This window comes from Mesorhizobium sp. CA4 (assembly GCF_020165075.1).
Lineage (GTDB): Bacteria > Pseudomonadota > Alphaproteobacteria > Rhizobiales > Rhizobiaceae > Mesorhizobium.
Genome location: NZ_JAIUHK010000032.1, coordinates 29773 through 48881 on the forward strand (window position 1 = coordinate 29773; position 19109 = coordinate 48881).

Sequence of the window (19109 nt, forward strand, 5' to 3'; positions counted from 1 at the left end):
GAAGCCCGCAAGCCCGACCGGGCGTCGCGGCTCGTGCCGCGCCCGCCGAAGCCGCGTTCGCGGCGTGAGGCAAACAGGAAACACCATGCTCGATCTGTCCACGCTCGAGGGGCTGCCGTCGCCGCAGGCGATCTCCGTCACGTCGGAGGCCGATGCGCTCGCTGCGATCAAGGCCGTGTTTGTCGACCTGGCGACCAGCTATGGGCTCGACGTTTCCGGCATCATCGACCTCGAGGGCGAGCCGGGAAACATCCAGCTGCAGGTCGGCGCATTCAGAGAGGTCCTCTACCGGGCGGCCATCAACGACGGCGTCAAGGCGAACCTTCTGGCCTTCGCCGCCGGCGCCGATCTCGACCATCTCGCCGCCTTCTATGATGTCGTCCGCCTTGCCGGCGAGACCGATGCGCGGCTGCGCGCCCGCACCGTCGTGGCGATTTCCGGCCGCTCCACCGCCGGCTCCGAGGACTGGTACAAGAGCGCCGCCTTCCGGGCGAGCATTCGCGTCAAGGATGTCGCCGTCTATCGCGTCGGCACCGGTCCGGATATCCGCCTCGCGGTCCTCGCCACCGACAATTTCGGCGAGCCCGATGTGGCCTTGCTCGCGGCCGTCGACGCCGAGGTGCAGAAGAGCAGCGTCCGGGTGATTTCGGACCGCGTCACCGTCGTGTCCGCCACCAGCGCCACGGTGAATGTCGCCGCCGACATCTGGCTCTTGCCGACGACGCCGATGACCGTCTTCGACAGCCTCGAAACGCTCTTGCGCCAGGCTCTCGCCGACGAGGGCGGCCTCGGCTTCAACCTCACGCGCTCCTGGCTGGTCTCGAAGCTCCAGGTGCCCGGCGTGCAGAAAGTGTCGCTGACCGCTCCTGTCGCCGACACGATCGTGGATGACGGCGCCGCGGCAAAGCTCGGTACCGTGGCGCTGACCTACAAAGGCCGCGACCGGTGAGCGAACGGCAGAACCTGCTGCCGCAGAACGCGACGGCCTTCGAGCGCGCGCTGTCGGAATCGCTCGACCGGCTGCCGGAACTGCAGCCCGGCTTCGACGCGCTGCGCGGCTTCAAGGCTGCACCCGTGCAGCCATCGATCCTGCCCTGGCTGGTCGTTGAATATGGCCTTGGCGGCATCACGCAATATCTGCCGGACCTCGCCTCGGTCATCGAATATGGGCTGCGCTGGCAGCGGGTGAAGGGCACCCCGCAGGGCGTCGCCGAAAGCCTGACATGGGTCGGCTACGCCTTCTCGACCTTCCATGAGGCGCCGCTGCGCCGCACGCGCTGGCATCTCTACGAGCTCGAGCTGGACCGCTTTCGCGACAGCGAGGGCGACCTCGCCACGATCGAGGCCGTCGTGCGCCTCTCCGATCCTGTCCGGTCGGAATTCTATCGCGCCTGGAACGGCTACAATGTGCGGGAGCACGATTGGTCTTGGTCCAGGTGGGGCGATGGCATCTGGGGCGACACTTCCGGCGTCTTCCTTCATGCTGGCGGGGTCAAATGGTCGTTCGGCCGCACCTTCGATGCCGGCTTCCACGAACTGACCGAGGCCGAGCTGACAGCGCTTGGCGCATGGGTCGAGCCGGTTGAGGGCGGGTCCATCAGCTGGGGTCCGTTCCCCTGGAACACGCCCGGCCTGCAATGGGTCTCCGATGCCGCGGCATCCCGTGCTCAGATCATCGCGACCGCGCTTCTGGCGAGGTCCTGTTGGATCGGGGTCTACCGCCAGGACGGCTCGCCGATCGGCTTCCGCAAGGCGCGGGTCTACCGGCCGGTGCGCGCGCTCTTCGGCGGCTACTACCAGGCCGCCGGCCAGGGCTGGATCGTCGCCGATGCCCCGGGCTCCAACATCTATGTCGAAGCTCTGATGGATTTCGGCGAAGGCGAAGGCGAGACCGTCCATTCCTGGAGCGTCACGCTGGGCGGCGCGCCGGTCGGCGCGCACCCGGCCGGAATAGTGTGGCTGCCCGGCGCCGGTGTCGCCGGCGGCGCCATCGTCGGCGGCTTCGATCTCGCGCCGGCCCTCCTGGGCAAGACATCGCGCGAGCGTTTTCGCGCAATCCTGAAAATCGTTTGAGGCAACATGGCTTACGAGCATAAGTCCGGCCTGTCGGGCGCATACGATCGCTCGGTTGCGTTTCCCCTTTGGGACAGCGTGCTGACGCGCGAGGGCAAGATCGGCCAGGCGGCCGAGATGTTCGAGGCGCAACAGATCCTGCAGAGGAAGATCCGCTCGATCGGCAATCTCGTCGCGCGCGATGGCGATCGGGTCGAGGGCGCCGACGTCATCATCGACGCCGAGGCCGGGACTATTACGCTGACGGCCGGCCGGCTCTACATCAACGGCCGCGTGCTCGATGCGCCCGCGGCTGCGCTGACCGCCGTTCCAATGACCGGCGCGGTGCATATCGGCGTTCGGCTGGTCGAAACCTATGTGACCGAACTGGATGAGCCGGCGCTCTACGGCCTCATGCCCGGCGCGCTGTCGGAAGGCGAGGCCGGCGCCGCGCGCGTTGTCCAGACGCTCTCCTGGGGCTTCTCGGGCGATGCCGGCACGGGCGACCTCTATTCGGTCTACCTGCTCAAGGACGGCGTCGCGATCGACCAGACGCCACCGCCGAACCTGACCGGCATCAACGCGCAGCTCGCGCTCTACGATTTCGACGCCAACGGCAACTATGTCATCGGCGACAAGGACTGCCTGGTCACCGCGCTCGGCAAGAGCGGCACAGACCAAGTCTTCTCGATCGCCGAGGGCGTCGCCAACATCAAGGGCCAGAAGCGCACACGCTATGCCGCGCTGCGCCACCGCGAGGCGGAAACCTTCGACCTCTTCCGCATTCCGACCGAGGTGCACACCTTCGGCGCCAACCCGACCGTCGTGACGCTCAATCACGGGCCGATCGCCACCATCCGCGAAGTCCTGGTCGAGAAGGAAGTGACCGAGACCGTCGTGCGCGGCGGCACGCCGAACGGTTCCGACGCGCTGGTCAATACCGGCGTGACGGCCATCCTCGAGGTGAAGCAGGGCGCCACGAACTATGCCACGCCGGCGGATTACACCAAGGTCGGCGACCTGGTGTCCTGGGCCGCCGGTGGCGCGGAGCCTGCGACTGGCTCGAGCTACACCGTCAAGTATCGCTATCTCGGCATCGTCTCGCCTTCCGACATCACCGCCACCTCGATCACCGTGGCAGGCGGCGTGAACGGCGGGCAAATCCAGGTCGACTACGACTTCAAGCTGCCGCGTGTCGACGTGCTCGGCATGGATAGCGACGGCAACTCGGTTTACCTGAAGGGCGTGTCGAGCCGCACCAACGCCCTGCCGCCGACGGTGCCAGCCGACGTGCTGCCGCTGGCGCTTATCGAGAACAACTGGACCACTACGCCTGATGTGACCGACGTGCGGGTCCGCGCCTACACCATGGCGAAGATCGACCGCATGTATAACAGCCTGGTCGACGCGCTGGACCTGATCGCGCTCGAGCGGCTGCAGCGAGACATCGACAGCCGCGAGCCGATCTCGAAGAACGGCGTCTTCGTCGACCCGTTCACCTCCGACCGCTATCGCGACGAGGGTGAGCCGCAAACTGCGGCCGTGTTCGGCGGGCTGTTGCGCCTGGCCATCGACCCGACTTTCCACCCGATCAACCTGCCGGGCGTCACGCTGCTCAACTGGACCGAAGAGGTCGCGGTCGAGCAGGCGCTTGCAACCCGCTGCACGAAGATCAACCCCTATCAGAACTTCACGCCTCTGCCGGCGTCGATGACGATCAACCCACCGGTCGACTACTGGACCGAGAGCGCCACCGAATGGGCGTCGGACAGCGCCGCCGCTCTGTCATCGCCGGTCGTCGTCAGCACGACCCGGTCGACCAGCGGGCGCACCACGACCACCACGACGACGACGCAAAGGGAAACGATCCAGAGCTCGACGCGCGAGGAGACGCTGGCCTATCTGCGGCAAATCTCGCTTCAGTTCACGATCAAGGGCTTCGGCGCCGGCGAGAACCTCACCAAGCTCGAGTTCGACGGCATCAACGTCAATCCCGGCGGACTGTCGGCAAATGCCGCGGGCCAGATCGTCGGCAATTTCACGATACCGGCCAATGTGCCGGCCGGCTCGAAAGGCCTCGTCGCGGAGGGCCAGGGCGGCTCGAAGGCGGCGGCCATCTTCGTCGGCCAGGGCACGATCGACATCGAGACGCTGCGGCGCGTCATCACCACTACCGTACAGCAAACGTCGGTCACCGCGCCGCGCGAGACCGGCGGGTCTGGCGGCGGAGGTGGCGGCAATGGCGGCAGCCGGTCCGACCCGCTGGCGCAGACCTTCACCTTGACCGAAGGCCGGCATATCGCCGGCGTCAATCTCAAGGTCTGCCTGGTCGGCGACCCGGACAATCCGATTGTGATCGAGCTGGTCGAGGTCGAGAACGGCATCCCGACGGTCAATGTGATCGCGCAGGCCTTCTACGACATGAATGGCGCGGTCATCGGCCAATGGACCGCCATACGCTTCCCCTATCCGGTCTGGCTGCCGGCCGGCGTCGAATATGCCTTCGTCGTCAAGACGAATGACGGCAACCATTCGATCAAGACGGCGAAGCTCGGGGATTTCGACGCCGAGCTTCAGCAGCCGGTCGCGGCCCAGCCCTATTCGGTCGGCGTCATGCTGTCGTCGTCGAACGCGGTCACCTGGACGCCGCATCAGGATGAGGACATCTGCTTCCAGTTGATCGCCGCCAAGTTCGCGCCGGCGACCAAGACGGTCAATGTCGGCACTTTCGCGGCCGTCAACATGAGCGACCTTCTGATCCGCGCCGAGGTCGAGCTGCCGACCGCGGCGGCGGGCATGCACTTCGAGGTCCAACTCGACGATGGCTCGGTCACGCTGCTCAACCCGGGGCAAGCCTGGGAACTGCAGACCTTCTACACCGGCAATGTCCAGGTGCGGGCAGTGCTGACCGGCTCGGCAAAGGTCTCGCCTGTCGTGTTCCCGGTCATCCTCGCAGTCGAGGGCGAGCTGCAGACGACCGGCACCTATGTCACACGCGCCTTCGACATGGGCACCGGCGTCGACATCCTGTCCTACCTGAAGACGAAGATCCCGACCGGGGCGACTATTCTCCTGCACGCCGATGCCGCCAACGACGTTTGGACAGCCGTTCCGCAGGTGACGCAGACGCCGCTGCAGGACGCCGGCTGGATCGAGCGCAAATACAGCGTCCTCAACTTCAACGCCAATCCGGTCGGACGCATCAGGATCACGCTCACCGGCACGCCGGCGGCGCGCCCGATGGCCTACGACTTCCGGGCGATCTCTGCCCCGTAACCGCACCAAGGACCGCCATGTCTGTTGAAAACAGCACGCCGAACCGGGGCTACCAGCTTCCGTTCGGCAGCAACAACCTCGAGGACGATGTCCTGCGGCTGATCGCGGCCCTCTCCGCGATCGACGTCGACGTTGCCGGCCTGCTCGTCTCGGTCGCCCAGCGCGCCCTGCTGGTCCACAGCCATGTCATCGCCGACACGACCGGTCTACAGGCGGCGCTCGACGCCAAGCAGGACGAGAGCGAGAAGGGCAACGCCAACGGCTACGCATCGCTCGGCTCGGATGGCAAAGTGCCGGCCGCGCAACTGCCCTCGACGCTCTTCGGCTCGCTCAATTATCAGGGCGACTGGAACGCCAACACCAACACCCCGACCATCCCTGCGGCTGCGGCCGGCAACAAGGGCTGGTACTACATGGTGTCCGTCGCCGGCGCGGCGAGCGTCGGCGGCATCACCGACTGGAAGGTCGGCGACTGGGCGGTCTCGGACGGCACGAAGTGGGTCAAGATCGACAACACCGACGCCGTCGCCTCGGTGGCGGGCCTGACCGGCGCGATCACGGCGGCGGCGCTGAAGACGGCGCTCGCGATCGCAGTCGCCGATGTGGCGGGCGCGAACAATGCCGCAAACTTAACGACGGGCACCCTTCCGGACGCGCGCCTTCCTGCCCGTCTTGGCTTGGTTTGCCAAACCGTCACCGACGCGAACACCGCCACGGCGAACGGTTGGTACATGGGCAGCGCTATGGCCAATGCCCCGAGCGCGTCGTGGTGGTTGATCGAGACCGTCACCCACATCGAAGCGCTGTGGTGCGTTCAGACCGCCTACCCCTTCACGGCCATGACTGCCGCTAGCGGCGGCATTCAACGCCGCGTCCGCACGAATGGGACGTGGGGAGCTTGGTTCTCGGTGATTGATCATGCTGCCGAACTCGATGCTCGCTATCTTCGAATGGCTGCAGATGCCATCTTGACGGCTGGCTACACCGGGACGGACGTTTCTGACGGCGCCAAGACGACGGGAACCTATACGCCCGCGCCAGCCGGCGGCAATTTCAGGTCGGTCACCAACAACGGCGCTCACACCTTGGCGGCGCCAACGGCCGCAGGATCGTATTCGATCATCATCGACTATACGAACGGGGCAACGGCCGGTGTGATCACTGTGTCTGGTTTCACCAAGGTTACGGGTGACGCCTTCACCACGACCAATGGATCGAAGTTCCGCCTCTTCATTTCGAAGGGACAGGCCGGAACTCATCTGCATGTTCAGGCGCTGCAATGACGTTTCCCATGCCTGGATTTTGTCCGGCGGCCATCGTAGCTCCCGCGACGCAAGGGGCGGTTGTCAACGAGATCGTTACCGCAGACAGCGCGTCCTTCACCTTCACTTCGCTTACCGCCGGCATGACTGCCGATGCTTATCCCATCATCGGGGTAATGGCGCGTTCGGGCTCTCCGTTCGATTTCACATCCGTCACCCTCGGCGGGCAGCCGTGCACCGAATTGTACAAGCAATTCAACGGCACTACCGCATTAGCCTTCTTTTCCGCACCGAGAGGTGTAGCGGGAAATCTCATCGTAGCGGCCAATGCAACGATGGTTCGTGGGGCGGCCTGCCTTACGCCGGTCTTCAATCTTAAGAGTGCAATTACCCCGACGGGGGTCGCCATCAATCTGAGTGACCCGATGACTGCGACGATCAGTTGCGAGGCCGGCGGATGGATCGGCGGTCTCGCCTACAACGGTTCGACATCGGACAGTATGACGTGGACGAACTTGACTGAGAAATTCGATGTTCGCCCGGAGAGCGTCTCCGTATTCAGCGGCGCTTCCGATGTGTTTGCCACAGCGCAGACCAACCGTAGCGTCACAGCCAATCCGCTGAACGCTGGCAGCGGCCAAATTATGATCTTGCTCTCTTTGAGGTAATAGAATGCTGGCCCTGATCAAAGACCAAGGCATTGTGACGACTGTCTCCGAAGGAGGGTGGGTCGACCTCGGGAATGGATCATTCATTTCCCCTGCCGAGGCCGGGTGGTCAGATGAGGACGGCTACTCGCTTGCGGCCGTCCAGGCGGCGGACGAAGTGCCTGCCGGGAAGCGGGCCGTCAACGTCCGTGTCGAGATGGTGCAAGGCGTTCCGAAGTTCGTGTTTGACGTCGAAGATGTTCCGGTCCCGGCCAGTGTGTCTGCGCGCCAGTTCAAGCTGCAGTTGTTATCGAATGGCTTGCTCGATCAAGTCGAGGCCTTTGTAGCCGCGCAGGGTCAGGCGGTCCAAATCGCTTACGACAACAGTGGGACGTTTGTTAGGTCCGAGCCGATGATGCAGGCAGGCTTCGCAGCGCTCGGCTTTGCCGATGAGCAGGTCGACGCGTTTTTCGTTGCGGCCTCTAAGCTCTAAAACTTTCGGCTCTGGCCTTCCCAGTCCTCGTCGTCGAGGCGGTCCTTTCTGTCGGCCCAACTGTCGAGCGCTAAAATCGCTATGGCGATGACGCCTGCTGCGACAGCCGACCACAGGATCCAATCATGCATCGGCGACCTCACAGGCGTTGTCAGCGTTTGATCGCCAACCATTAGGCTCGCACAAAGCCAATTTCAACTGGGAGCGTCGACAAGCTCCCAAGACAACCTACTCCACCGCCCGCTTTCGCGGGCTTTTTATGCCCGCACTTCTCAATCCACAGGAGAGACTGTCATGACCGACCCCGTCTTCGGGATCACCATCCGTCGCGACGCCAACGAGGCGGCCGTCCCGTCGAACGCGCTGATGAGCGTCGTCGGCATCTGCATGCCCTTCGCCAAGGCCGCCACCGCAAGCCAAGAGGCATTCGACGCGGCGTTTCCCGTGGGCGTCGCGGTGCGGATGAACTCCAACGACACGACCAAGTTGGCGCTCTGCGCCCCCGATTCGCTCTTCATCGATGCCGTTGAGGGCATCAACGCGCAGCTCGGGCCCTACCAGGTCGCAGCCCAACTGGTGGTCAACCGCGTCGCCGAGGGCGCCGACATCGCGGCCACCATTGCCAACATCGTCGGCACGTCGGTCAACGGCACCGGCATCAACGCCTTCGTCAATGCCGGCGCCGATCTCGGCGTTTATCCGCGTCTCATCCTGACGCCCGGCTACACGACCCAGCAGTTCGGCGCGCTCACCGGCCTGGCGCTCACCACGCAAGGCACCAACATGACGGCCGCGCCCGATGTCGCCTTCACCGGCGGCGGCACCGACCCGAACAAGGTCCTGCCGACCGCCCATGCCGTCATGGGCACCGGGCCCAATGCGCAAAAGGTGGCCTCGCTGGTCATCGACAGCCCCGGCGCCTATCTCTCCGCGCCGCTCAACGTGACCTTCTCGGGCGGCGGCGCGGATGCCGGCAAGGTGCTGCCGACCGCGACCGCGACGGTCGAGGAACTCGCCAATGCCGTCTGCGCGGCGCTTCCCGAGGTGCTGAACAAGATCCTCGCCGTGGCGATCGTCGACGGGCCGAACGGGCTCGCCGCCTTCACCCGGTGGCGCGAGACCCTGTCGTCCGACCGCCTGATTCCGGTCACGCCGGGCGTCAAGCGCATCGACAAGGACGGCGATGTCGTCACCCGGCCGGCAGCGCCCCGCATCGCCGGCGTCGCCGTGCGCCGCGATTACGAGAATGACGGGCGGCCGTTCCGCTCCTGGGCCAACCAGGCGCTTTACGGCATCGTTGGTCCGGAGCAGAACTATCGCTTCTCGCTCACCGACGGCTCGACCGAGGGGCAGGAAATCCTCGCCGCGCAAGGCGGCATCATCGTGCGCGGCGACAGCGGCGACGACTTCGCCATCGCCGATGGCGGCTTCGTCTATATCGGCACCGACAATTTGTCGGCGCAGACGATCTGGCAGCAGTATCACAAGGTGCGCGGCCGCGACTTCATCGAGCTTACCTGCCTGCGCACGCTGCGCCAGTTCTTGGGGCGTTTCAACCTGACGACCCAGACCATCCAGTCCGTCGTCAACACCGTGCACGACATTCTCGCCAAGGCGGAAGCCAATGGCGACATCCTCGGCTTCAAGGTGCGCTTCGACCCGGAGCTCAACAACGCGCAGGATCTGCGCGCCGGTCACATCTATATCGACGCGCAATTCGAGGAAGCGCCGGTGTTCCGCCGCCTGACCATGACCAGCCGGCCTTACGCGCCCGCGCTGCAGGCGACGATCGACGAGCTGATTGCGCGCCAGAACCTCATTTCCTGATCGCGTCGGCGCGTCGCGCGCCGGCTCGCCCTTCATCCCAACTCCCGCCTGAAAAGGAACGCCAGCCATGGCCGAAAAACTGCTGCTGCTCGAACAGGTCAACCTCTTCGTCGGCGACCAGAACCCGGAAGATTCGAACCACATCAAGCTGCAGTCGCTCGGCTTGCCGACGCTGGAGCAGGTGACTGTCAACCATCTCGGCGGTGGGGCGCCCGGCGAGGTGGAATGGGGCATGAACGCTATCAAGGCGCTCCAGCCGACCTTCAAGCTCGCCGGCTTTGCCGAGTCGAGCTACCGCGCCATGGGCGTCGGCACCAACCAGCCGCTGAACTTCACCGGCTACGGCGTCTTGAAGAACAAGCAGACCGGCGACGCTTTTCAGGCGAAGACCATCATTCGCGGCATCGTCAGCCGCATCGCGCCGGATGCCTTCGATCGCTCGTCGGCCTTCGGCCACGACCACCAGATCGGCGAGGTCACCCACTACGAACTCTCGGTCGACAACAAGGAGTGGTTCTACTGGGACTACTTCACGACCCGGCGCCGGCAGTTCGGCGTCGACGAGCTGGCCAAGGCCCGCGTCCTGCTGGGCATTGAATGATGCCGCCCAAGAACGCGATAGAGGACTTCATGACGGGCGCGGACGAGGCGCCCGTCCCGGCCGGCGAGCCTCTGGCGGAAGCCGCAGTCGACGAGGAGGAAGTCTCCCTTGAGCTCACGGACGCTGATTACCGCTATCTGACCCTGCGGCGCACCGTCAGGCGCGGCGGCGAGAAGATCGCGCGGATCAGGGTGCGGCCCGTCATGCTCGAGGATATTGACGACTGGTCTAATGCCGAGATCAGCAATCGCGAGCTGCTGGCGCGGCTCTGTGAAGTCCCGCCCGCCGTGCTGAAGAAGCTCGCCTGGGATGACGCGGAAGCCTTGATGGAGATATTCCACCAGGTCGTGCCGGAATTCGTCTTCGCCGCCGCAAAGGATGATGCCTGATGGCCAGAATGTCGGCGGAGCTGATCGTCAGCCTGCTCGATCGCGTTTCGGGCCCGGCGGCGAAGGCGCGGACCAGCCTGACCGCGCTGCGGCGTGCCGAGCGCGACGTTTACCTCGCGCGCAACAACACGCGCCTGACGCGCACGCAGGTCGCCGAGGATCGGCTGTTGGCGGCGCAGGACGCCGAGCGGCAGAAGCGCATCGCGCAATGGGCGACCTTCGGCAAAGTCGCCGGCGTCGCGACGGCTGCCGCCGGCTATGTCGCCATCCGCACTGCGCGCGACTACGCGCAGCTCGAGCGCGCGATCGGCCGCATCATCATTAATGCCGACAAGCCGGTGACCGCGATCAAGCCGACCATCGCTGTGCTGCAGGAGCTTGCCGACAAGTCCAAGCTGCCGTTCGACAATGTGGTGCAGGGGCTCGAGACGCTGATCGCTTCAGGCCGATCTCTCGAGGAGGGGCTTGCGTTCCTGCCGACCGTCGCCCGCACCGCCCAGGCCTCGGGCGCAGAGATGTCGGATATCGCGCTGACGGCCGACGCGCTGGCCAACTCGCTGGGCATCACCGCCGACAAGATGCAGGAGGCTTTCGACATCCTCGCCTTCGAGGGCAAGGCCGGCAAGTTCGAGCTGAAGGACATGGCCGCGGAACTGCCGGCAATCACGCCTGCTTTCGCCGCGCTCGGCTACAAAGGCACGGAAGGCCTGAAGCAGCTTGCAGCCATGCTGGAGATCGTACGCAACCAGACCGGATCGTCTTCCGAGGCCGCGACCAACTTTTCGAACATCCTGCAGAAGGCTTACGGCAACGAGGTCGCCAAGAACTTCAAGAAGTATCACATCGATATCCGCCGCGAGATGGACCAGACACGGAAGGAGGGCGGCAACGTCATTATGACGCTGGTCGAAGCGACGCAGAAAGCCCTGAAGGGCGACCTGTCGAAGCTGCCGCTGATCTTTACCGACATCCAGATGCAGCAGGGCATGCGTGCCCTGCTGACGCAGTTGCCGGAGCTCAAAGAACACCTTGAGGCGCTACACAATGCCTCCGGCACAGTGGCGAAGGACTTTGCCCAGATCACCGGCGATTCCGAAGGCAACTGGCAGCAGTTGATCAACAACATCCAGAAGACGGCGACCGCGCTCGGCGACCTGTCCGGCAGGGCGCTTAATCCGGCACTGGAGAAGATGAACAGCCGGCTGTCCGACATGATGGCGCTCGACAAAGGCTACGAGGCCTTGCGCGGCAGCGGCCGCGATCCGCTGTCCTATGCCGCTGAATTCAAGGAGCGCTATCATCGGCAGCATCCCGAACTCGGCATGTTCGACCGCTTCACCGGCGCGTCGGCCGAGAAGGCTTTTCGTGACGCGCTGACGCAGCTCGGCCGCGGCGAGATCAATAGCGTCTTCGACGCGCTGCAGGCGAAGATCCTCGAGGACCGCCAGACGCGCGAGCCAAATGCGGGCATGCCGGCTTCCAGCATCCCGGTTCCGACGCCGCGGCCGAAGAGCTGGGCGGAAATGACGCCCGCCGAACGGCAATATCAGGTCTATGCCCAGGGGCGGCACGCCCCGGCCCGTGGCGGTCAGGCCTATGTGCCGCCCGGGCCGGGCAATCCCGGCATCGGCCCGAACGTCGCCGGTTTCGATGCCGACGAATTCGAACGCCGGCTGCAGTCAGGCGGCGCCGATGCCGGCTCCAAGATCGCCGAAGGCGGCACGCAGGCGGGCCAGAACGCGGCGCAAACCTTCACGTCCGGCGTCGCCGGGGCCGGATCATCGTTCGGCAAGAGCGCCGCGGCGGCCTTCATCGCCGGCGTCAGCGGCTTCCTCTCTTCCGCCAAGGCCGACCTGATGCGTCCTGTCGGCTCGCTCGGCGGCAAAACGACCGGCCAGCAGGTGCAGGCCGATACGCGCGGGCAGGCGATCGATTTCGGAGGGCCGCGCTGATGCTCATGAAAATCGGCCTGGTTGAGTGCGACCTCTCCTTCAACATCGATACGCATGCGCGCGAGACCACCCACGACTATGCCGAGAAGCCGGTGGTTGGCGCGATGCCGCCGCTCGAAGATGTCGGTGTCGGATCGGAAACCCTTACGGTCTCCGGACGCCTGCTCCCGACCAAGCTCGGCGGGCTGGGTACGCTCAACATCTTGCGCGGCGCTCAATCTGCCGGCACGCCGCAGCTCGTCACCCGCGGCGATGGCAGTATCTTCGGTTTCTATGTTGTTCAGTCGGTGAACGACGAACACACTTTCCTCGACCGCGACGGTGTCGGCCAGGTCGTCGATATCACCGTCAAGCTGCAGAAGTCGGCCGCTCCGGCGCCAGCTGATTTCTTCGCCTCGCTGTTCTCTCTCATCGCCTGAAGGTCCGATCCATGACCGAGACTGTAACCGTCAAGACGGAAGGCACGACGCTGTCCGCGTTGCTCGCCCGTCACTACCGCAAGGTCTTTGCGGGTATGGTCGCCCAGACCTATGCCCTCAACCAGGACCTCTCTAGCGCCAGGCCATTCCTGCCTGTCGGCCGCGTCGTCACCGTGATGACGCCGGCTGAAATGCAGGCGGAGGGCGCCGCGGCCAGGCCGGTGGTTGATCTGTTCGCATGAGGAAGGGGCATTTCCGGGTCGTCGTCGGTGGGCAGGACGTCACCTCCCGCTTCGTGCCGCTGCTGATCTCGCTGACCATTACCAAGTCGAGCACCGAGGCGACGCAATCGGCCTCTTTCACGCTCGACGACAAGGACGCGACGGTGCGGTTTCCGAAGACTGGCACGCCGGTGTCAATTGAGCTCGGCTGGCAGGGCGGCGCGATCCGGACCTTCGAGGGCGAGGTCGACACCTGCGACTGGTCGCTAGACAGGGGATCCGGCAGCGTCCTGTCCATCACCGCGCGCTCGGCAAGCCTGAAGGGCAAGGTCAAGCAACCGGCTGACCGGCACTGGGAAAAGAAGACGCTCGGCCAGGTGCTGCAGGACGCGGCGCAAGATGCAGGCCTCTCGATCAAGGTGCATCCGTCTCTCGCCAGCCGCGAGCTGGAATACGAGGCGCAGGACAATGAGAGCTTCCTCGCTTTGGCCGACCGGCTGGCGCGCGAGCATGGCGCGACCTTCGCCATCAAAGGCCAGCAGGCCGGCTTCGTGCCGCGCAATGCCGGCGTTTCCGCAACGGGCCAGCCGCTGCCGACGGTTCGTATCACCCGCGGCATGGTGATTTCCGCGAGCGGCCTGACGCCGGTGACCGACCGGCCGCGCTTCAAGAAGAAGAAGGGCCGCTGGTACGACCTCAGACGCGCCAGACAGGTCATCGAAGAGGTCGAGACCGGCGACGATGTCGAGCCGGAGGACGTGCTACGCTTCATGGAGCCGGACGAGACGGCGGCCAAGACCCGCGCCGATTCCGACCGCGTCGACGGCGCTCGCAGCAAGGGCTCCGGCTCGGTCACCATCGAAGGCGAGCCGACCGCCGAGCCGGAAGGCACGGTGATCATTGAGCTGCGGCCCGGCGTCGACGGCAGCTACACCATCGCTTCGATCACCGACACACTCGACCGCGGCAGCGGCTACACCACGCAGATCGCGCTCGGCAACCCGCAGGGCTCGGCCGGGGCTGACAGCCGTTAGGCCATCGCACTTCTCTTCACCCGAAAGGAACCTCTCATGGACCGCAACTTTGCGCGTGCGCTTTCGCTTGTCCTCGCGAATGAGGGCGGCTGGTCCGACAATCCTGCCGATCCTGGCGGCGCCACGATGAAGGGCGTCACCCTGGCGAACTTCCGTCGCTATGTGAAGCCGAACGCCACCAAGGCCGATTTGCGCGCCATCTCGGATGCGCAGCTCGGCACCGTCTATCGCCGCTTCTATTGGGATGCCGTCGTCGGCGCAGAACTGCCGGACGGCGTCGACTATGCCGCCTTCGACTTCGCCGTGAACAGCGGCCCGGGCCGAGCTGCGAAATATCTGCAGGCGGCCGTCGGCGCGGTTCAGGATGGCCGTATCGGTCCCGCGACCCTGGCCGCGGTGAACGCCGCCTCGAAGGAGGCGATCATCGACCGCCTCTGCGACGCTCGTCTGGCCTTCCTGGAGCGCCTGCCGACCTGGCCGACCTTTGGCCGCGGCTGGGACGCCCGCGTCGGCGCGGTGCGCCGCCAGGCGCTTGCCTTGGCGCGGCAGTGACATGGCGCACCATGACCGCAACGTTGTCCGCTCGTCATGGACGATCCGGCGTCGCATCATCATCGCCGTGCTGCTCTGGTGTGGCGGCATAGTGACCTACCTGGCCGTCTTCGGCCGCCCGAACAGCCTGTCTGAGACCACGGTGAACGGCTGCCTGCTTCTGATGGCATCCGTCATCGGCTCTTACGTTTTCGGCGCCGTATGGGATGACAGGAGCCAATTGCTCCCGCCCGCCGGCGGCGTGGTTGAAAGCTATCAGCGGACGGGCTCGCAGCCGACCGATGCGCCGATGCCGCCCATGCCTGATCCGGGAGACCAGTGATGGAAGGTCTGGTCAACGTGCTCGCGCCGATCATCGACTGGGTGCTGCGCATCGCCGGCTGCGCGGCGCTCGTCATCATCGCCTTCTTCATCGCCTGGTGGTGGTTTGCATGATCGCCCTCGCCGAAATCCCCTATATCGGGCCGTTCCTCGCCTTCGCCGCCTCGCGCTTCGGCCTGCCGATCGTCGTCGCCGGCGGCATCGTCCTCTTTTACGAGGGCATACCGATCGGCCCGCTCCGCCACATTCCCTTTGCCGGTCCGGCCTTGTCCTACCTGGTCGACGGTCGCGTCGATCGGCAATACGCCGCCGGGCAAGCGGCCGAGCGTGCCGATTGGCAGGAGAAGGAGCGTCTCGCCGCGCGCGTGAAGGCCGCGGCGGAAGCCGCCAAGCAGCGCGAACTCGATGCGATCGAGGCCGAGGCGCTTAAGGCGCGCATCAAGTCGTCCGACGACGACAAGCGCATCGCCATCCTCGAGGACGATCTCGAAACACTGCAAAGGACCAACCCCAATGATCCGCCAACCGGCGCGCCGCGCTCTGCTCCTTGCATTGCCACTCCTCGCAGCGTGTCAAAGCAGCTCAATGCCATCGGCCGATGAGATCGTGCCTAAGGCGCGGATCAGCCAGAGCCTGCTGCAGGAATGCGCCGAGCTTGTCGACGTGCCTGACCGCGATCTTCCTCCTAAGGAAACCAACAAGCTCTGGGCGATCGACCGCAAGAATTTCGGCGAGTGCCGGCGCGATAAGTCCGCGCTCAACCGCAGCGTCAAGGCGCTGGCAAAATAGCAGTGCAGGGAAGGGGCGACATAAGTGGACGAGGTCAGCGAGATGCCGAATGCATCGCAGAAGATAGCTGAAAACGTGCTTCTCCTGGCGATCGCCAGGGTTTCCATGGCCTTGGCTCTGCCGACTATCGGCCTTCTGTTCTGGCTCTATTCCCAGTGGCAGGACACACGCCTCGACGCTGTGCAGGGGCAGATCGTCGAGGCGCAGCAATCCGCTTCCGAAGCGTCCTCGAAGGCGACAAAGGTGTCGGACCGGCTGATCGCCGTCGAAACCAAGCAGGTGCAGGACGCGGCGTCGAGCGAGAAATTCCAGAATGCCACGCTCACCAGGCTCGACCGCGTGCAGGACAGCATCGTCGGCCTGTCGAACGCCGTCGCCGCGCTGACGGCTACCCTGCAGGGCGTCGTCGAGGAGCGCAAGGCGAAGAATCCGTGAGCGATCGGCAGCCGGGCAGGCTAAACGAATTGCGGAGGGTCCCGCTGCGTCAAAATACCTTTTCCTTCCAATCGCTCGTCTCGGCGACGAGTTTTAGTTTGCTGAAGAGGCACTTAACGGTGTCTGAAACCTTTGATTCCAAGCACTCTTGGCACGCGTTGGCAAACGCCGTCGCAGCCGCTTCGAGTCCAAGGCCCCCCGTTACCAGGGCGAGTGCGCCGGTTTCCTCCGCAGCTGATATTAGGCAGCTAATGATTGCCTTCTCCAAATTTCTTTTGAGTTGATCTTCTGTCATCGTATAGCACCAGAGCGCCTGTTTAGTTATACGAGAATATGTGATGGGGATCTTTGTCTTCATAATTCGACACTTCCCAACTCTTATTTCGCGCACCTCCATCACGGTCTTCCACTCGTAATATTGGAAGGCTGTTCCGATCCTATGCAGCGTAAGTACCAATCCGTCACACGGGTGGTCTTGGCCTTGTTCATAATCTCCGATCGCCTTCCCAGGATCATCGACCGGCGCCTCAATGGTGTCAGCGTCGTCGTGGGCATTGGTAGGAGCGTCGCACTCGTACTTGACAGTATCCAATACTTTTATAGTGTATATAGCGTTTCCCCGCTCGTCCTTATAGCCTTTCATTTGGTCAACAAAAGCTTTTAGGTTGATTCCGAGGTCTTCTGCGGACGAGAGTCTGTCTAGTTCGAAAATTGGTATTATCTGATAATCGTCGATTTTTGCTCCGAAATTGATTATATATGTCTCGGCAGTTGCTATCAAAGCAGGATCCGAAAAGTCGGTCTTCTGGAATACACTTTTCATCTCCGCGACTAGCTTGGGATCGAGACCCTTCTTTGCAAATAACAGCGCATATATTTTCAGGCTTATGTTGTGATCGACCGCGTCGGTGATTGTTGACGACAACAGTAGACGTTTTGCTCGGGTGTATACCTCGACCTGCCGAGATATGTACGTTCGCATTGCTTGCTTTTGTTCAGCCAGCAATCGCTTCCCGCCCGTTACAAAGTCGTACCCTTCTGCACTCCATTCAGAAGTCGCTGCACTCTCTTGGCTATAATTAGGGCCACCAGATCGTAGGAACTCGCATACTTCCGGGGCCTGCAGATCCGGAGATATTTCGCGCTGTATGGGCATTCTCCCCTCCCATGGCTCACGAGTGCCCGCGCTCCGGTAGGGCGCAGCATTATCGGCTGATAATATAGCACGAAATTCGGATTTTGCAGCGGGTTTTTTAGATGAGTCTAAAACTATGATCGGCATTGAAAACATTGATTGATCTTTAGTTGGCGATCGACTTAGCTTCTCGACCGTGGGATTAATAGCAAGCGCCTCCGCCTCATGTTCGGCGCCGAGCCACAATGTCGTTGACCATGTCGTGACTTTTGGGTCCTCGCCCTTCACGAGCGCGAGGCGCCCGCCACGAATAGATTGAGTTAAGGTAGCTGGGGGCGAGCAATTCTCTACCTGACCGCAGTCCACGAATAGGTCAGTGCCTCATAGGCTGCGTAGCGGCACGCGCAATGCAATTCGATCACATGGGACACTGTTGCACCGTCCATTTGGGAAGGGCCTCCGTCAAACCGTGACCCGAACCGGAGGTTGGATTGACTCAGGCAAAACTCGGTTGACATCGCCACCGCTGTTGCATTCATTGCTTGCAGGCCGTGAGATCCGGCGGTGCTCTAACTGGGTCTAACCAAGGCCCGAGTTGGGCGGTACATCCCAAGCGGGACGCCTTTTCTGTGTAGCGGGCCGTCTACCTGGTTGGATATCATGCATGGCATGGTTTGGTGACTTGTCTTCGGTGCTTGGGATGCCAGTTGGCGGGGCTCTTGCTGCCGCCGCGCTCTATCATGCGTCCACTGTGGCGGAAAAAGAAGCGAGCAGAGGCGCTCTTCGAGATGTCGCGTGTATAATTAAAGACCCATCTTGGTCTCGTGCCTTTCGCCCAAGTGCAGCGATTGAGAGATTGTTCTGCTTGACGTTCGGAGAACGACATTTGAGTTGGAAGTGCATTCGACGGTCGCTCTATGCGACACTAATATTTACACTTTCGCTTAGCCTTCAATTCTGTATTGCAGCCAAGGTATGGCCAGAAGAACTGTGGCAGACGTACTATGTTAAGGGTACAATTGCGATTGTGGCTGCTGGGTTTTTTGCGGATTACGTTGCGCTTTGGAAGACGAGACGCTTGCTTTTCTTGGTTGGCAAATACCGAAGCGTGACTTTCATTTTGCTAATACTTGACATACTTTCATCAATCTTCATATCGCTTGTTATGATGACGGCGTTCGACCTAGCGGAGACCTTCATCGATGAGCCTGGCATGCGTGACATGGTTTTCACAACTTTTATATATGATGAGTATCAAGTGTTCCTGCCAAGAGTAACCGATATGATCGGTCTATTTAATCACGATCCGCAATTCCTGCCCTTGATCGCAATTTTGCAATTGTCGACACTTGTAACGTCGGCATGGATGCTGATTATTCTCTTATCGGGGACAATTCTAAAGCTTCTAGAGCCGCTCCGTCGGTTCGCTAATTGGTTCTTTCCGATCGAGGAGCACCCCATCCGTGCAATAGGGGTCGTGGCAGCGTCACTTGTTTGCGTCGGTTCTCTTTTGGCCACACTTATATGAAGGTCAAACCGGGCGTTGCGCTATCGTTCGGACTTTTCCGGTGCAACAATCTGGTGCACTAGTGTTGGCACGCGTTGGTCGCTCCAGCCGACGAGACGTACGGCCGGGAACCACTCGAAACCGGCCATCTGCCGGCGGGCGCCAAGCGTTTTCACCACTAGTCCGTTAATGTCGCG

The 19109-nt window shown here is 63.0% G+C and carries 21 protein-coding genes; 19 read left to right on the top strand and 2 right to left on the bottom strand.

Translation table 11 applies throughout. The annotated features are described in order from the left end of the window. The first annotated feature begins 85 nt into the window (after positions 1 to 85). Genes LB528_RS23200 through LB528_RS23225 form a run of 6 tightly spaced genes read left to right on the top strand, consistent with a single transcriptional unit; the run spans position 86 to position 7730 of the window. Positions 86 to 949, top strand: coding sequence for a baseplate J/gp47 family protein (locus tag LB528_RS23200; protein ID WP_224716444.1), 864 nt, complete (start codon positions 86 to 88; stop codon positions 947 to 949). Then, entirely contained in the window at positions 946 to 2073 is a 1128-nt protein-coding gene (locus LB528_RS23205) for a phage tail protein (protein WP_224716445.1), read from the top strand. The genes LB528_RS23200 and LB528_RS23205 overlap by 4 nt, the downstream gene beginning before the upstream one ends. Before the next feature lie 6 nt (positions 2074 to 2079). Then, positions 2080 to 5328 (top strand): DUF4815 domain-containing protein, encoded by a 3249-nt coding sequence (locus tag LB528_RS23210; RefSeq protein ID WP_224716446.1) that lies wholly within the window; start codon positions 2080 to 2082, stop codon positions 5326 to 5328. A 17-nt stretch (positions 5329 to 5345) separates the two neighbouring features. After that, positions 5346 to 6611 carry a pyocin knob domain-containing protein gene (locus LB528_RS23215; RefSeq protein WP_224716447.1) on the top strand — a complete coding sequence of 422 codons (1266 nt, stop codon included), beginning with the start codon at positions 5346 to 5348 and terminating at the stop codon, positions 6609 to 6611. Continuing rightward, entirely contained in the window at positions 6608 to 7258 is a 651-nt protein-coding gene (locus tag LB528_RS23220; protein ID WP_224716448.1) for a hypothetical protein, read from the top strand. The genes LB528_RS23215 and LB528_RS23220 overlap by 4 nt, the downstream gene beginning before the upstream one ends. Positions 7259 to 7262: 4 nt before the next feature. Continuing rightward, positions 7263 to 7730, top strand: coding sequence for a hypothetical protein (locus LB528_RS23225; protein WP_224716449.1), 468 nt, complete (start codon positions 7263 to 7265; stop codon positions 7728 to 7730). Here LB528_RS23225 and LB528_RS30290 read toward each other — a convergent pair. Beyond that, on the bottom strand, positions 7727 to 7861 hold the full coding sequence (locus tag LB528_RS30290; protein ID WP_263487438.1) for a hypothetical protein: 135 nt from the start codon (positions 7859 to 7861) through the stop codon (positions 7727 to 7729). The two genes, LB528_RS23225 and LB528_RS30290, sit on opposite strands and share 4 nt — an antisense overlap. A gap of 163 nt (positions 7862 to 8024) precedes the next feature. On the opposite strand from LB528_RS30290, the gene LB528_RS23230 reads away from it, so the two are divergent. From LB528_RS23230 to LB528_RS23285, 12 genes are all read left to right on the top strand, one after another. Further along, positions 8025 to 9557, top strand: coding sequence for a phage tail protein (locus LB528_RS23230; RefSeq protein WP_224716450.1), 1533 nt, complete (start codon positions 8025 to 8027; stop codon positions 9555 to 9557). Between the two features lie 67 nt (positions 9558 to 9624). Next, positions 9625 to 10158 (top strand): phage major tail tube protein, encoded by a 534-nt coding sequence (locus tag LB528_RS23235; protein ID WP_224716451.1) that lies wholly within the window; start codon positions 9625 to 9627, stop codon positions 10156 to 10158. Next, positions 10155 to 10547, top strand: coding sequence for a phage tail assembly protein (locus LB528_RS23240; RefSeq protein ID WP_224716452.1), 393 nt, complete (start codon positions 10155 to 10157; stop codon positions 10545 to 10547). Before LB528_RS23235 ends, LB528_RS23240 begins: the two co-directional genes overlap by 4 nt. Further along, complete coding sequence (locus LB528_RS23245; RefSeq protein WP_224716453.1) at positions 10547 to 12499, top strand: phage tail tape measure protein; 1953 nt, start codon at positions 10547 to 10549, stop codon at positions 12497 to 12499. The genes LB528_RS23240 and LB528_RS23245 overlap by 1 nt, the downstream gene beginning before the upstream one ends. After that, positions 12499 to 12918, top strand: coding sequence for a phage tail protein (locus tag LB528_RS23250; RefSeq protein WP_224716454.1), 420 nt, complete (start codon positions 12499 to 12501; stop codon positions 12916 to 12918). Before LB528_RS23245 ends, LB528_RS23250 begins: the two co-directional genes overlap by 1 nt. 11 nt (positions 12919 to 12929) lie before the next feature. Further along, the gene (locus LB528_RS23255; protein ID WP_224716455.1) at positions 12930 to 13160 is read left to right on the top strand and encodes a tail protein X; all 231 of its coding nucleotides are present in this window, start codon (positions 12930 to 12932) and stop codon (positions 13158 to 13160) included. Beyond that, the gene (locus LB528_RS23260) at positions 13157 to 14173 is read left to right on the top strand and encodes a phage late control D family protein (RefSeq protein ID WP_224716456.1); all 1017 of its coding nucleotides are present in this window, start codon (positions 13157 to 13159) and stop codon (positions 14171 to 14173) included. Before LB528_RS23255 ends, LB528_RS23260 begins: the two co-directional genes overlap by 4 nt. 36 nt (positions 14174 to 14209) lie before the next feature. Further along, the gene (locus tag LB528_RS23265; RefSeq protein ID WP_224716457.1) at positions 14210 to 14725 is read left to right on the top strand and encodes a glycoside hydrolase family 108 protein; all 516 of its coding nucleotides are present in this window, start codon (positions 14210 to 14212) and stop codon (positions 14723 to 14725) included. 1 nt (position 14726) lies between these two features. Beyond that, positions 14727 to 15047, top strand: a complete 321-nt coding sequence (locus LB528_RS23270; RefSeq protein ID WP_224716458.1) for a hypothetical protein — start codon at positions 14727 to 14729, stop codon at positions 15045 to 15047. 109 nt (positions 15048 to 15156) lie between these two features. Next, a complete protein-coding gene (locus LB528_RS23275; protein ID WP_224716459.1) occupies positions 15157 to 15648 on the top strand; it encodes a hypothetical protein in 492 nt (163 codons plus the stop codon). Beyond that, positions 15632 to 15835 (top strand): hypothetical protein, encoded by a 204-nt coding sequence (locus LB528_RS23280; protein ID WP_224716460.1) that lies wholly within the window; start codon positions 15632 to 15634, stop codon positions 15833 to 15835. Before LB528_RS23275 ends, LB528_RS23280 begins: the two co-directional genes overlap by 17 nt. A gap of 42 nt (positions 15836 to 15877) precedes the next feature. After that, the gene (locus LB528_RS23285; protein ID WP_224716461.1) at positions 15878 to 16270 is read left to right on the top strand and encodes a hypothetical protein; all 393 of its coding nucleotides are present in this window, start codon (positions 15878 to 15880) and stop codon (positions 16268 to 16270) included. Between the two features lie 49 nt (positions 16271 to 16319). On the opposite strand, the gene LB528_RS23290 is transcribed toward LB528_RS23285, so the two are convergent. Beyond that, positions 16320 to 17693 (bottom strand): hypothetical protein, encoded by a 1374-nt coding sequence (locus LB528_RS23290; RefSeq protein WP_224716462.1) that lies wholly within the window; start codon positions 17691 to 17693, stop codon positions 16320 to 16322. A gap of 376 nt (positions 17694 to 18069) precedes the next feature. Between LB528_RS23290 and LB528_RS23295 the strand changes: the two genes are divergently transcribed. After that, positions 18070 to 18933 carry a hypothetical protein gene (locus tag LB528_RS23295; protein WP_224716463.1) on the top strand — a complete coding sequence of 288 codons (864 nt, stop codon included), beginning with the start codon at positions 18070 to 18072 and terminating at the stop codon, positions 18931 to 18933. Positions 18934 to 19109: the final 176 nt, after the last annotated feature.

Bases quoted from the DNA above. Each gene is read 5' to 3' on its own strand.
- LB528_RS23200 (WP_224716444.1), top strand. From the start codon at position 86: ATGCTCGATCTGTCCACGCTCGAGGGGCTGCCGTCGCCGCAGGCGATC.
- LB528_RS23210 (WP_224716446.1), top strand. From the start codon at position 2,080: ATGGCTTACGAGCATAAGTCCGGCCTGTCGGGCGCATACGATCGCTCG.
- LB528_RS23215 (WP_224716447.1), top strand. From the start codon at position 5,346: ATGTCTGTTGAAAACAGCACGCCGAACCGGGGCTACCAGCTTCCGTTC.
- LB528_RS23220 (WP_224716448.1), top strand. From the start codon at position 6,608: ATGACGTTTCCCATGCCTGGATTTTGTCCGGCGGCCATCGTAGCTCCC.
- LB528_RS23225 (WP_224716449.1), top strand. From the start codon at position 7,263: ATGCTGGCCCTGATCAAAGACCAAGGCATTGTGACGACTGTCTCCGAA.
- LB528_RS30290 (WP_263487438.1), bottom strand. From the start codon at position 7,861: ATGCATGATTGGATCCTGTGGTCGGCTGTCGCAGCAGGCGTCATCGCC.
- LB528_RS23230 (WP_224716450.1), top strand. From the start codon at position 8,025: ATGACCGACCCCGTCTTCGGGATCACCATCCGTCGCGACGCCAACGAG.
- LB528_RS23235 (WP_224716451.1), top strand. From the start codon at position 9,625: ATGGCCGAAAAACTGCTGCTGCTCGAACAGGTCAACCTCTTCGTCGGC.
- LB528_RS23240 (WP_224716452.1), top strand. From the start codon at position 10,155: ATGATGCCGCCCAAGAACGCGATAGAGGACTTCATGACGGGCGCGGAC.
- LB528_RS23245 (WP_224716453.1), top strand. From the start codon at position 10,547: ATGGCCAGAATGTCGGCGGAGCTGATCGTCAGCCTGCTCGATCGCGTT.
- LB528_RS23250 (WP_224716454.1), top strand. From the start codon at position 12,499: ATGCTCATGAAAATCGGCCTGGTTGAGTGCGACCTCTCCTTCAACATC.
- LB528_RS23255 (WP_224716455.1), top strand. From the start codon at position 12,930: ATGACCGAGACTGTAACCGTCAAGACGGAAGGCACGACGCTGTCCGCG.
- LB528_RS23260 (WP_224716456.1), top strand. From the start codon at position 13,157: ATGAGGAAGGGGCATTTCCGGGTCGTCGTCGGTGGGCAGGACGTCACC.
- LB528_RS23265 (WP_224716457.1), top strand. From the start codon at position 14,210: ATGGACCGCAACTTTGCGCGTGCGCTTTCGCTTGTCCTCGCGAATGAG.
- LB528_RS23270 (WP_224716458.1), top strand. From the start codon at position 14,727: ATGGCGCACCATGACCGCAACGTTGTCCGCTCGTCATGGACGATCCGG.
- LB528_RS23275 (WP_224716459.1), top strand. From the start codon at position 15,157: ATGATCGCCCTCGCCGAAATCCCCTATATCGGGCCGTTCCTCGCCTTC.
- LB528_RS23280 (WP_224716460.1), top strand. From the start codon at position 15,632: ATGCCATCGGCCGATGAGATCGTGCCTAAGGCGCGGATCAGCCAGAGC.
- LB528_RS23285 (WP_224716461.1), top strand. From the start codon at position 15,878: ATGCCGAATGCATCGCAGAAGATAGCTGAAAACGTGCTTCTCCTGGCG.
- LB528_RS23295 (WP_224716463.1), top strand. From the start codon at position 18,070: ATGGCATGGTTTGGTGACTTGTCTTCGGTGCTTGGGATGCCAGTTGGC.